The 12,100-nt window shown below is 58.2% G+C and carries 11 protein-coding genes and 1 tRNA gene; 9 read left to right on the forward strand and 3 right to left on the reverse strand.

The features are described 5' to 3' along the window. Positions 1 to 52: 52 nt before the first annotated feature. The gene (locus ACFC5L_RS09905) at positions 53 to 2,044 is read right to left on the reverse strand and encodes a PHA/PHB synthase family protein (RefSeq protein WP_375203103.1); all 1,992 of its coding nucleotides are present in this window, start codon (positions 2,042 to 2,044) and stop codon (positions 53 to 55) included. Between the two features lie 74 nt (positions 2,045 to 2,118). Here ACFC5L_RS09905 and ACFC5L_RS09910 point away from each other — a divergent pair, with 74 nt between their 5' ends. The 4 genes from ACFC5L_RS09910 to ACFC5L_RS09925 all read left to right on the forward strand — a co-directional run bounded on the left by ACFC5L_RS09910 (position 2,119) and on the right by ACFC5L_RS09925 (position 4,895). Then, positions 2,119 to 2,592 (forward strand): hypothetical protein, encoded by a 474-nt coding sequence (locus tag ACFC5L_RS09910; RefSeq protein ID WP_375203102.1) that lies wholly within the window; start codon positions 2,119 to 2,121, stop codon positions 2,590 to 2,592. 42 nt (positions 2,593 to 2,634) lie between these two features. After that, positions 2,635 to 3,594 carry a class II fructose-bisphosphatase gene (gene glpX / locus ACFC5L_RS09915; RefSeq protein WP_375203101.1) on the forward strand — a complete coding sequence of 320 codons (960 nt, stop codon included), beginning with the start codon at positions 2,635 to 2,637 and terminating at the stop codon, positions 3,592 to 3,594. 9 nt (positions 3,595 to 3,603) lie between these two features. Continuing rightward, positions 3,604 to 3,858, forward strand: a complete 255-nt coding sequence (locus tag ACFC5L_RS09920; RefSeq protein ID WP_375203100.1) for a DUF3297 family protein — start codon at positions 3,604 to 3,606, stop codon at positions 3,856 to 3,858. 74 nt (positions 3,859 to 3,932) lie between these two features. Continuing rightward, entirely contained in the window at positions 3,933 to 4,895 is a 963-nt protein-coding gene (locus ACFC5L_RS09925) for a 2OG-Fe(II) oxygenase (protein WP_375203099.1), read from the forward strand. A gap of 5 nt (positions 4,896 to 4,900) precedes the next feature. Here the strand turns inward: ACFC5L_RS09925 and ACFC5L_RS09930 are convergent, their stop codons facing one another. Then, the gene (locus ACFC5L_RS09930; protein WP_375203098.1) at positions 4,901 to 6,052 is read right to left on the reverse strand and encodes a hybrid sensor histidine kinase/response regulator; all 1,152 of its coding nucleotides are present in this window, start codon (positions 6,050 to 6,052) and stop codon (positions 4,901 to 4,903) included. Next, positions 6,033 to 7,460, reverse strand: coding sequence for a sensor histidine kinase (locus ACFC5L_RS09935; protein WP_375203097.1), 1,428 nt, complete (start codon positions 7,458 to 7,460; stop codon positions 6,033 to 6,035). The genes ACFC5L_RS09930 and ACFC5L_RS09935 overlap by 20 nt, the downstream gene beginning before the upstream one ends. Positions 7,461 to 7,633: 173 nt before the next feature. On the opposite strand from ACFC5L_RS09935, the gene recJ reads away from it, so the two are divergent. The 5 genes from recJ to ACFC5L_RS09960 all read left to right on the forward strand — a co-directional run bounded on the left by recJ (position 7,634) and on the right by ACFC5L_RS09960 (position 12,087). Then, positions 7,634 to 9,445 carry a single-stranded-DNA-specific exonuclease RecJ gene (recJ, locus tag ACFC5L_RS09940; RefSeq protein WP_375203096.1) on the forward strand — a complete coding sequence of 604 codons (1,812 nt, stop codon included), beginning with the start codon at positions 7,634 to 7,636 and terminating at the stop codon, positions 9,443 to 9,445. A gap of 110 nt (positions 9,446 to 9,555) precedes the next feature. Continuing rightward, a tRNA-Glu gene (locus tag ACFC5L_RS09945) sits at positions 9,556 to 9,630 on the forward strand. 142 nt (positions 9,631 to 9,772) lie between these two features. Next, on the forward strand, positions 9,773 to 10,225 hold the full coding sequence (locus ACFC5L_RS09950) for a YbjN domain-containing protein (protein WP_375203095.1): 453 nt from the start codon (positions 9,773 to 9,775) through the stop codon (positions 10,223 to 10,225). A gap of 215 nt (positions 10,226 to 10,440) precedes the next feature. Beyond that, complete coding sequence (locus ACFC5L_RS09955) at positions 10,441 to 10,986, forward strand: cold-shock protein (RefSeq protein WP_375203094.1); 546 nt, start codon at positions 10,441 to 10,443, stop codon at positions 10,984 to 10,986. A 228-nt stretch (positions 10,987 to 11,214) separates the two neighbouring features. After that, on the forward strand, positions 11,215 to 12,087 hold the full coding sequence (locus ACFC5L_RS09960; RefSeq protein WP_375203093.1) for a hypothetical protein: 873 nt from the start codon (positions 11,215 to 11,217) through the stop codon (positions 12,085 to 12,087). Positions 12,088 to 12,100 lie beyond the last annotated feature (13 nt).

Below are 12,100 nucleotides of genomic sequence, written 5' to 3' on the forward strand. Positions count from 1 at the left end.
TGACGGCGCCGTTGATCTGGCGTCTCCCTGAAAAACAAGTTGAGAGAAAAGGCTACGCTTTCACCTTCACGTAAGAGCCTGGCGCATCTTCAATGACGGAAAGCCCGCCGTCTCCGGGCTGACGCGCTTTCGTCTTACCGGGGCTGACCTTGTTCAGCCATTCGATCCAGTAAGGCCACCACGAGCCCGGATGACGCGTGGCGCTGGCTTTCCAGTCGCTGAGCGTCGCCGGCAGCGCCTCATTCGTGGAATGGTGATATTTGTGCTTGTCCGGATGATTGACGACGCCGGCGATATGGCCGGAGCCTGCGAGCATATATTCCACATTGTCATTGTCGCCGGAGGCGAAAAGCTTCGCCGTTCTGTAAACGGAATTGTGAGGCGCGATATGATCGGTTTCACCCGCTTGCATGAAAATCGGAATATCGACCTTGCTGAGATCGAGGGTTTCCCCATCCATCACCATCTCTCCGCGCGCAAGGCGATTGCGCTGGTAAAATTCGCGCAAATAGAAAAGGTGGACATTTTTCGGCATGCGCGTGGCGTCGGAATTCCAGAACAACAGATCGAAACGGGCCGGGTCTTTGCCTTTCAGATAGTTGTCGATGACAAAGGACCAGATCAGGTCGTTTGAGCGCAGCATGTTGAAGGTCGTCGCCATGGCGCGCCCCTCAAGGACGCCGCCCGCCGCATCCATCTGTTTTTCGATGGCGTCGAGCTGTTCGTCATCAACAAAAAGAAGAAGATCGCCGGACTCCTTGAAATCCGCCTGCGCGGTGAAAAACGTGGCGGAGTTGACGCGATGGTCTTCCTTTTTGGCCATCAGGGCGAGCGCTGTCGACAGCATCGTACCGCCAATGCAGTAGCCAATTGTATCGGCCTTTTCTTCGCCGGTCGCTTTTTTCACGGCGTCGAGCGCCTCGAAAAGGCCGTCCTTGATGTAGTCCTCGAAGGTCTTGTTTTTGAGATCAGGCCCCGGATTGACCCAGCTCATGACAAAGACGGTGCGGCCCTGATCCACCAACCAGTGGATGAAAGAGTTCTGCGGCTGCAAATCGAGAATGTAGAATTTGTTGATCCATGGCGGCACGATGAGCATCGGGGTCTTCGCCACGCTCTCCGTCGAGGGCGTGTACTGGATCAGCTGGAAGATCTCGTTTTGAAAGACGACCTTGCCCGGCGTCGTGGCGATATTTTCGCCGAGTTTGAAAAATTCGAGATCGGCCTGACGGATCGCGAGCTCGCCATGACCGCGGTCGATATCCTCAAGAAGGTTCTTCAGACCTTTTAGAAGATTCTCGCCTTTCGATTCCAGCGTCGCCTCGATGACCTCGGGATTGAGCATGGCGAAATTCGACGGCGCAAAGGCGTCGATGAACTGGCGCGTGAAAAACTCCGCCTTTTTCTTTTCGTGCTCGTCCTCGAATTCGACCTGGGCGATAGTCGTTTCAAGCCAGCGTGCGAAAATGAGATAGGATTGCTTGACGAAATCCAGCATGGGATTTTCGTTCCACGCCGGATGCATAAAGCGCTTGTCGCCTGTTGCCGGGGAGATGGCGGGGGTCACCTCTTCGCCCGCCATCTTGCGCGACATGGTGGCCATCAGCTTGGCGTAGTCGCCCCAGAGATTGAACTGGCGCTGCATGACGGTGCCGGGATCGATGGACAATCCCTTGAGCATCTCCTGAAAGGCTTCGCCAACATTAAGGGGGTCGGCCGGAATTTCGCCGGTCAGGCGGCGCAGATCCTGATTGCGGACAGCGAATTCGCGAATGACTTCCTGGCTCCTGCCGCTGACCTCGGTGAGATATTCGGAAAGAGCGTCGAAATCCTGATAGAGTGAGCGGGGCGGGGGTGGGACCTCAGCCTTCTTTGGGCCCGCCGACGCGTCAGGCGCCGGCTTCGGCTCTTTTTGGGATGCCGGTTTGGATGCCGGGGCTTTAGACGCCGGGGCGGCCTTTTGGGCCCGCTTTGAAGAGGCCTTTGGCGTCGCCTTTTTCTTCTTCTTGACGGCGGGACTTTTTTTGCCTGATTTTTCTTTCACTTGCGCCATACGCCCGGTTAAGGGTTAAAGAAGTCTTGTTGTTTCGTACTCTGTCGCCTTTATAGGATGGCCTTGTGTCCAGTGTAAAACGATCTCAGCCGTGGGCTTTATCCCTCAGTGTGGGCGTTCTTGCGCTAACAGGATGCGAGTCCGGCGACCTGGCCCGCTTCGCGCCCCCCGGCATCGTCAAATATGAGGACCTTGCTGGCGATCAGGAGATGAATCCCGCGGTCGCGGAACGTATCGCTGAACGCCGCGAGGAGAAGGGCGCCGGTGAATTTCCCAACCTCTCTCTGGCCCCGACGGAAGAAGACCGTCCCGCCAAAAGGCCCGCTGAGGAGGTAAATGCGGAATTGGGCGAATTAGTTGACGCCCGCACCCTGCTGGCCGAAGAGGTGGCCTCAGACCGGGCGGAGGTGGAAGCCGAACTCGGCCGCGATCTGTCGGCGGAGGGCGACGCGCTGAAAGAGCGGTTGGAAGCTGACAGCGCCGCTGCTGCGCGGGAGCGGCGTGAGACTCTCACGGCGCCTGAAATCGAAGAAAACTGATCTGACGATCTCTCGTCTGACCAACATACGGAAAGAGTGACCATGGCCGCTGATGAACAATTCCTAGACCGTGTCCTGACAATGGAAGTGGGCCGCTGCACCGAGGCGGCGGCGGTTGCAGCCTCGACCATGATTGGACATGGCGACAAGGAAGGCGCTGATCAGGCCGCCGTCACCGCGCTGCGTGAAGCGTTCAACAAGCTCCATATCCAGGGCACGGTGGTGATCGGCGAGGGTGAGCGCGACGAAGCGCCGATGCTCTATATTGGCGAGAAAGTCGGTTTGGGCGACGGACCGAAAGTCGATATTGCGCTCGATCCGCTCGAAGGCACGACGCTCACCGCCAAAGCCATGTCGAACGCACTCGCGGTGGTCGCCATGGCGCAGGGCGGCACGCTGCTTCATGCGCCTGACGTTTATATGGACAAGATCGCTTGCGGGCCGGGCTATCCTGACGGCGTCATCGATCTTGACGCTTCCGTTGAAGACAACATTTCATCACTCGCGAAGGCGAAGAATGTCGGCACGGACGACATCACGCTCTGCATTCTCGATCGCGAACGCCACCAGCATCTCATCGACGGCGCGCGCAAGATGGGCTCGCGCGTTTTTCTGATTCCCGACGGCGATGTTGCGGGCGTTTTCCACACGACAGAGAGCCATACCGGCATCGATCTTTATGTGGGCTCCGGCGGCGCGCCGGAAGGCGTTCTCGCCGCGGCGGCGCTGCGCTGCGTCGGCGGTCAGATGCAAGGCCGTTTGTTGTTCCGCAATGACGACGAACGCGGCCGCGCCGAGCGTATCGGCATCACCGATCTCAATCGGAAATACGGTCTTATGGATCTGGCGTCCGGCGATGTCATTTTCGCCGCGACAGGCGTCACAAACGGCACCATGCTGGACGGCGTCAAATGGGAATCGGGCCATGTCTCGACGCATACGGTCGTGATGCGGTCTAAGACCGGCACGGTCCGTTATATCCGCGCGCGCACGCGTCGATAGAGGCAAAAGATGTCCGAAGAAGAACTTCCCGAACTCCCCGACCGCCTGAGCGTCAATCCGAAGAGCCCTCATTTCAACGCGGATATTTTCCAGCGCGATATCGGCATCCGCATCAATGGTCAGGAAAAGACCAATGTGGAGGAGTACTGCGTCTCCGAAGGCTGGATTAAAATCGCGGTCGGCAAAAGCATGGACCGCAAAGGCAATCCGTTGACGATGACGCTCAAGGGAACGGTCGAGCCGTTCTATAAAGAGCGGAAATAGAGACAGCAGGAATCGGGCGGCGCTGGAGTTGCGGCTGGGCTAGGCTGTGGGCGAAACAAAGGAGTTTCGCTCACATGTCCGCACATCTCAGGCTTGTTCACCCGCCCAATCCCCAGGACGACGCCCGCTGGGCCGCTGTTGAGCGCCGCGACGCATCTGCTGACGGCGCCTTCTGGTCCTGCGTCAGGACTACGGGGGTTTACTGCCGCCCTTCCTGCGCCGGTCGTCCGAAACGCGATAATGTCTTTTTTGTCGAGAGCCGCGGAGAGGCGGAAGCGGCGGGCTTCCGTCCCTGCAAACGCTGCCGGCCGGACCGGTTCGTGTCTGGCGCGCTTGAGGATCGCATCGACGGGATCGATTGGGCCCGCGCGCATGCAGCGCTGAACGCACAAGGCTGGGCGCCGCTCGGGCGGCTCTTGAACGACGCCGAATGCGCGGACCTGATCGCGGACTATGAACAGGATGCGCGCTATCGCTCCACGGTCGTTATGCGCCGGCATGGCTTCGGCGAAGGCGAATATCGCTATTTCAACGATTCTGCGCCGGAGACCGTGTCTGTGTTACGAAGGCGGCTTTATGAAAAACTGGCGCCGTTGGCGAATGAATGGCTGACGCGCCTGAAGCAAAACCGAGTTGCTTATCCTGCGCAACATAGCGCCTATCGCAAACGCTGCGCCATGGCTGGCCAGAAACGGCCAACACCGCTGATCCTGAAATATCGGCCCGGCGATTATAACCGTCTGCATCAGGACCTTTATGGCGGCGAAGTCTTTCCGCTTCAGGTTGCGATTGTCCTGTCCCAGCCGGGCAAGGATTTTTCAGGCGGGGAATTTGTGATGACGGAACAGGCGCCGCGCCGCCAGTCTCGGGCGATGGTTGCGCCGCTTGAAAAAGGATCAGCCGTTGCGTTCGCCGTGAATGAGCGCCCGGTAGAAGGCGCGCACGGAATTTACCGCGTCAAGATGCGCCATGGCGTCAGCGAAATTAGAGAAGGCGAGCGCTATTGCCTCGGCGTCATCTTTCACGACGCTGCTTAGACGCTTTAAGCCGCGGCCGTACCGGCTTGCGCATTCGGGCGTTTGAAGATCAGGGTCGCCGTCATGCCGCCGCCGACGCCGCCGGAAATGGCGAAAGATGCGCCATTGGCTTCCGCAACGGAATTGACCAGCGCCAGACCGAGGCCGACTCCCTCATGTTCCCGGGAGGCGGAGTTGTCCGCCTGCTGGAACGGTTTGCCCAAACGGTCGAGAACTTCAGGCGGGGCGCCCTTGCCGGTGTCGGTGATCCGCACCGCAACCCGTTCCTGATCGCATTTGATGAGAATGCTCACATGACCGCCATCCACATTGAACTTCACCGAATTGGAAAGAAGTTCGCGGATCGCCATGCTGACTTCATCCTCTCTGGCGCGGATATCGGCCTTCAGGCGCAGGGAATCGACGGAAACGGTGACGCCTTTGTGGCGCGCCGTCTTGCGAATTTTGTCCACTTCTGAATTGACGACGCCGACAATATCCGCCGTCTCACTGACGCCGCCGCCGGCCTGCGAGGCGAGGCGCGTGAACTCGAGAATGCGGTCGAGAACGGTCAGCACCTTCTCGCCGCTGCCGCGAATATGTTTGACATATTCAACAGCGTTGTCGACTTCGGCGAGGCCGTTTTCTTGCTCGAGAAGACGTGCAAAGCCGACAATATGATTGAGCGGCGTTCTCAGTTCGTGGTTCATCACGGAAAGAAACGCATCGCGCGCATGATCGGCGCTGTCGGGCGCCGGCGCAGGGCTTTCGTCGATGACATTATCGGCGTTCTGGAAGGCGAATTCATCAAGGGCCTGACGCAGCGCCGCTTTCAATTCGTCATTGTCGCAGGGCTTGCGGAAGAACCGCATGACGCCGCCTTCATTGACCGCGGCGATCGCTGTTTCCTGATCGGAATTGCCGGTCAGCATCAGGCGGCGGATCTGCGGCGCGCGCACCTTGACGGCTTTCAACAGCTCGATGCCGTTCATCACCGGCATCTGCATGTCGGCGACGATCACGGCGATCTCCGGGTCCTTGTCGATCATCTCCAGCGCTTCCGGCCCGCCATTGGCGGTGACGATGTTGAAGTCGAGCGACAAGCGCCGGCGCAGGGCGGCGATCAGTTTTGGCTCATCATCGACGAGAAGAACTTTTTCAGGCTGCGATGTCATCATTAGGTTCCCTTATGGGTTCTTGGAGAGTGCTCTTGAGCGGCAGTTCAATGAGGAAAGTCGTCGTGAAGCCGGGCTTTTCGACAAGGCTGAGCTTGCCGCCATGCCCTTTGACGATGCAGTCCTTGGCGAGCGCGAGCCCCTGGCCGGTGCCTTTGCCTACGGGCTTTGTTGTGAAAAACGGATCGAAGATTTTCTGTTTCAGCTTTTCCGGCACCCCGCAGCCGGTGTCGCTGAGATAGATCGAAACATTGTCGTCGTCGCTGACGGTTTCGATTTCAATGCGCCCGCGGCCTTTGTCGGCCTCGTCAATGGCGTCGATGGCGTTGATGACGAGATTAAGGATCACCTGCTGCACCTGCCCCTTGCGGCAGCGCACCCGCTGCAAGGCCGGATCGAGCTTTGTCTCCACATCGGCGGTGTTCTTGCGGCGGTTTTTACAGATCGCGAGAACATTGGTGACGATCGCATTGACGTCGACTTCATCTTTGTCGTCGGTGCCGGGATGGGCGAATTCTTTCATCAGGATGACGATGTCGCGCACTTGTTTGATCCCGTCCCGGGACTCATTCAGCGCGTCACGGATCTCGGCGATGAGATTGGTCAAGTTGACGGACTGGTTGAACTCATCGACTTTTGCAACTTCTTCGGGGCAACAACCCACTTCGGCCGCGGCCGTTCTCAACGCATCATAGCGCTTGTAGCTTTTCCAGATATTGCCCAGTCCCTCTTCGAGGTAATCGAGATTGTCGCCGATAAACTGGATCGGCGTGTTGACCTCATGGGCGATGCCCGCCGACAAGGCGCCGATCGCTTCGAGGCGGCGAGCCTCGTCGACTTGGTTTTCCGTTTCCTTGCGTTTTTGTTCGGCGTTTACGCGCTGTGAAATGTCATGGAAGAAAACGAGGTAACGAATATTTTCGCCGATGGGGCCGACATAGCCGCGAATGTCCACGGGAAAGCTGTCGCCATTATGACGGGCGGCGCGCCGGTTCTCGATAAAGAAGTGACCGGTGCGGCGGCGGCGCAGCTCCGCGCTGAGGCCGGGCAGGAAATCGTCTATGGTGCGTTTTTGCAGCGCCTTCTCATTCTGGCGAAGATGGCGCTGCGCGGCGGCGTTGCCGCTGCGAATGCGAAAATCGTCATCGCAGGTGACGATCATATCCGGCGCCACATCCATGATCTCCGACAAGAGTGTGTAGACGGATTTGAATTTGTCGGCGGACGCCTCAAGCTCGACGGTCTTTGTGTAAAGCTCGTTGGTCTTCTGTTGGAGAAGGTCCTCGGCGGCTTTCCGGCGCGCTTTTTCCCGCTCGACAATTTTGGCGAGCGTTTGCATTTCTTCGAGCAATGTGGCGTTCATATCCATCCGGAAGCCCATACGCTGACGCCCGTGACATGTGGCCGTCACAGTGTCCCGGGATCAGTTAACAACCATAAGTTGATAATCTGCTTAAGATTATGACCATTAGGGTTAGCGGAATGTTGCCGCGCGGCGGCCTTGAACGGCCCCTGAAACAGTGATTTTGAGCCTCTGGAAAGTTTCTTCGCCGGACGGGGCCGAATCACCAAAAGCATGAGGTCATGATCGCCAGTTCCGCCTCCCGACTGCCGCATACGCCCGCCAGCGGCCCGCTCATCGATTTGCCGGCCATGGGCGCGCCTGCGTCCGGCCGGCGCTGGCGCCTGCGCGAGGCGGACGCCGCAACCGCCGAAGCCATCGCCGCATCGGGCCGGGACCCGGTGCTCGCGCGCATTCTCGCCGCCCGCGGCGTCGGCCCTGAAGATGTCGAGCGCTATCTGGCGCCGTCCCTGCGCGAGGAAATGCCGGACCCGTTCGTCCTGAAAGATATGGACCGCGCCGCCGAGCGTCTCACCCGCGCCATTATAGACGGCGAGACCATCGGCGTTTTCGGCGATTACGACGTGGACGGGACAACGGCCTCGGCGATTTTGAAACTGTATTTCGACGCCGCCGGCGTGCAATCGCTCATCTATCTTCCCGACCGGATCAGCGAAGGTTATGGCCCGAGCGCTGATGCGTTCCGGTCTCTTCATCGTGACGGGGCCAATCTTATCGTGACTGTCGATTGCGGCGCCGCGGCGCATGAGCCAATCGAAGAGGCGGCGCGCGACGATGTCGACATTGTTGTTTTCGATCATCACCAGATGAGCGGTCCGCCGCCGGCCGGCGCCGCAGCGGTCGTCAATCCAAACCGTCCTGACGATGTTTCCGGTCTCGGCAATCTTTCCGCCGCGGGCGTTGCGTTCATGGGCGCCGTCGCGCTGAACCGCGCCTTGCGTGAAGCGGGTTATTTCAAAGATCGCGCTGAGCCAAATTTGATGAGCCTCCTCGATCTGACGGCGTTGGGGCTCGTCTGCGACGTCATGTCAATTACGGGGCTGACGCGCGTGATGGTGGCGCAGGGACTAAAAGTCCTTGGCGGCGGCGGTAATCCGGGCCTCAAGGCGCTGGGCGCCAGGGCGGGCGTCAAGGGACCGCCATCGACTTACCATCTCGGCTTTTTGATTGGCCCACGGATCAATGCGGCGGGACGCATCGGTCACGCCCGGCTCGCCTTTGAACTGATGACGACGGAAGATGTTGCGCGCCGTCAGGAACTTGCGGAGAAACTTCACGTTCTCAACGCGGAACGTCAGGAGATTGAGGCTGACGTGCAGGCGGCGGCGCTGCGCGATATCGAAACCAACCAGCGTCACGCCCACGATGTGATCGTCACGGTGGGCGCGGGGTGGCATCCGGGCGTTATCGGCATCGTCGCGGGACGGCTTAAAGAGATGTATGACCGGCCCGTGATTGTCATCGGCGTTGAGGGAGAGTCCGGTAAAGGCTCCGGCCGCTCCATCACCGGCGTCGATCTCGGCGCGGCGGTGAGCGCGGCGCGCGAGGAAGGCGTCCTGACCGCCGGCGGCGGGCACGCCATGGCGGCGGGGCTTTCCATCGACGTGAACCGCATCGGCGATTTCCGCCGCATGATGAATGAGCGTCTTGCGCGCGCGGTGACGCTGGCGCGCACCAACCGGACTTATGACATCGACGCTGTTGTGGCGCCGACGGCGGTCTCGAAAAGCTTTGCTGATCTCACCGGCCTGGCGGGGCCGTATGGGCCCGGCAATCCGGAGCCGACCTTCGCCTTGCTCGATTGCCGCGCGGAATATCTGAAGACTGTCGGCAAGGGGCATTTGTCGCTGACGCTGGTGAATTCAGTTGGCGAATCAGCGCGCGCAATCGCTTTCAGAGCGGAGGGGGAGCCACTCGGCGAAATCCTCTCCTCGGGCCAGCGGTTTCATGCTGTGGGGAAAATCCGGGCCGATGACTGGCGCGGCGGCGACGCCGGACAGCTTCAGATCGCCGACGCCGCGCCCGCGCTCTGAGCCAGTCTCCGAGCCCCCGAAATCTTTTGGTCGAGGCCCGACAATTGGGCTTGCATGGGGCGGGCGTGGCGCCTATACAGCGCTTCCGCCGCCGCGCGGCTCTGTCGTGCGGGCCCTTCGTCTATCGGTTAGGACGCCAGGTTTTCAACCTGGAAAGAGGGGTTCGATTCCCCTAGGGCCTGCCATTTCTTTTCCGAAATGACTGATTTTCCTGCGTTTCGCGCGCCAGCCACGCTGTCTGGCGCGCCGGAGAAGAACGTTGATTTCAGTCCCTTTTTGGCGTCTATTAAGCTTCGTTAATCGCGTTCGGACAAAGGGGTTAGGTCCATGAGGGGTATTCTCGCCATCGCAGCGCTGCTGTTTGTCGTCGTCGCGCCGGTGTCATCGGCTTATGCGGCCAAGCTCTCCAAGTCTGAAATTGAGGAAGTGCTGACCTCGCAAGGCTATGCGGTGCAGGATGTGGGGCCCAATACGCTCTTTGTTCGCGTCGCCGATTATGACATCCGCATCGATATTCAAGGACCTGACGGGGATATCTCCTATCGCACCTGGCTCTTTGAAGTGGACGGAAACGGCGTCAGCTATAAAGTTCTCAACCAGTTCAATAATGATGTGAAATTCGGCCGCGTCTATATTGATGAAGATGGCGATGTCACCCTGCAAATGGATCGCAACGGCGCCGGCGGGGCGTCGCTCCAGAACATCGAATCCGATTTCGACGTGTTCCTGATGCTGATCAGCTCCTTTATGGATCACCTCGAATCGCAGGTTGTGGCGTAAACGGACGATTTTCCGGCGCGTTCAGAACGCTCCGCACACATAGTTCGTAATGTTATCTAATAACTCGTTCCTGCAACTGCGCGGCGAAAAATTCCACGCGGCTCACTAAAATAGTGCATTTTTTGCGTGAAGGGATTAGTGTTTCCTTGCGGGTGGATTATAGTTAACAAGAAAAAACAAACGGCTTAGTGCGCGACAGGGGTACCAAGAACATCATGGACGAGCGGTTTGATGCATCTCGTGACGGCGACGATTCGTCCAGCGACGATGAGGAGCGTTTCACGATCAAGGGCGTCGTGAAATGGTTTGATCCGGCGAAAGGATATGGCTTCATCATCACCGATGATGCGGAAGGCGATATCCTTATCCATTCCTCCTGCCTGAAAGCAGCGGGACTGACGACGGCGCGTGAAGGATCAACGGTTGAGTGCGAAGTCGTGCGCCGGACAAAAGGTCTGCAGGCGGCGAAACTCTTGCACATCGATGAAACGACGGCGGCGGCGTTGCCGACAATGGCGCCGGTGCCGACGCAAACACCGGCGGGCGATTTCGTCCGTGCACAGGTAAAGTGGTTCAACCGCGCAAAAGGCTATGGTTTTTTAACGCGCGGCGAGGGCACCGAAGATATCTTTGTGCATATGGAAACGCTGCGCCGGTCAGGCCTCGGTGAATTGCAACAAGGGTCGCGCGTGCAAGTGTCGTTTGCCGCTGGCTCGAAAGGACTTCTCGCCATAGAAGTTCGCGCCGACCAGGAAAATTAGGCCGCCAAGCATTCAGCGCCTTGCGGCTCAATATAGCGGCAACTCACCATAGGTAAGCGACAGTTCTATTTCACCTTATCACCGAAATGTGAGCGTTACGGCGGGTCGCGCTTCAACATGTGATCGGCGGTATGCGGCACAAGCGCTCGTAATCCCTTATCAATATGCATTGCGGGGTTATATGCGGCGGCGAAAAATGCCGCCCGTATCAAGAGGGAACACAACGTCATGAAAAAATTTCCAGTATCCGCGGCTCTTCTGCTTGCGGGTTGGGCTGCAACGGGCGCCAGCCATGCCAAGGATGAAAAAGCCACTATTGAAAGTCCCTATCTCGGGCAGGAGCCTCCCGGTTTGACGCCTGTACCTTTTGCGCCTGGCATGGTGACGACAAATGGTTGGGAGTATGGCGGCGCCTTCACGCCAGATATGAAAGAATTCTATTTCCTGAGAACGGGTGAGAAAGAGAACGAACAAGAGTTCGTTGCGTTTCAATATACAGATAATCAGTGGCGTGAGACCGTAATATCGCCCAGGGTTGGCCAGCCGTTTGTATCGCCCGATGGCAAAACCATGCATCTCGGGCGGCGTTATATGGAACGCACCGACGCTGGATGGTCGGAAGTTAAATTTCTTGAACCGCCCTTTAAGGACATACTGATCATGCGCCTCACCGCTTCTGCTAACGGCGCCTATTACTTTGATACATTTGATGAGAATAAGCCGGATTTTCCCATTCGTTATTCACGATTGGTAGACGGAAAATATGAAGAACCGAAAGCCCTGAGCAATGAAATCAATACAGGAACATATCTCAGCCATCCCTTTATTGCGCCCGATGAAAGCTATTTGATTTGGGATGCAAAAAGAGAAGACGGGTTCGGTGATTCTGACATCTATATCAGCTTTCGACAGGAAGACGGCTCATGGGGCGCGGCTATAAATTTGGGCGATGAAATTAACACAGACGCCTGGGAGGCTGCGGCGAGCGTAACGCCGGACGGCAAGTATCTCTTCTTCAGTCGAAATATGAGTCCAGGCAGCTACGAGAATGTAGATATCTTCTGGGTGGATGCTCAGGTGATTGAGAATGTCCGGCCCTGATGGTGAGCTTGAT

This window comes from Hyphococcus sp. (assembly GCF_041986965.1).
Classification (GTDB): Bacteria; Pseudomonadota; Alphaproteobacteria; order Caulobacterales; family Parvularculaceae; genus Hyphococcus.

Coding starts and splice junctions, on each gene's coding strand:
- recJ (WP_375203096.1), top strand. CDS start 7,634: ATGATCGCCAGTTCCGCCTCCCGACTGCCGCATACGCCCGCCAGCGGC.
- ACFC5L_RS09950 (WP_375203095.1), top strand. CDS start 9,773: ATGAGGGGTATTCTCGCCATCGCAGCGCTGCTGTTTGTCGTCGTCGCG.
- ACFC5L_RS09960 (WP_375203093.1), top strand. CDS start 11,215: ATGAAAAAATTTCCAGTATCCGCGGCTCTTCTGCTTGCGGGTTGGGCT.
- ACFC5L_RS09955 (WP_375203094.1), top strand. CDS start 10,441: ATGGACGAGCGGTTTGATGCATCTCGTGACGGCGACGATTCGTCCAGC.
- glpX (WP_375203101.1), top strand. CDS start 2,635: ATGGCCGCTGATGAACAATTCCTAGACCGTGTCCTGACAATGGAAGTG.
- ACFC5L_RS09920 (WP_375203100.1), top strand. CDS start 3,604: ATGTCCGAAGAAGAACTTCCCGAACTCCCCGACCGCCTGAGCGTCAAT.
- ACFC5L_RS09925 (WP_375203099.1), top strand. CDS start 3,933: ATGTCCGCACATCTCAGGCTTGTTCACCCGCCCAATCCCCAGGACGAC.
- ACFC5L_RS09930 (WP_375203098.1), bottom strand. CDS start 6,052: ATGATGACATCGCAGCCTGAAAAAGTTCTTCTCGTCGATGATGAGCCA.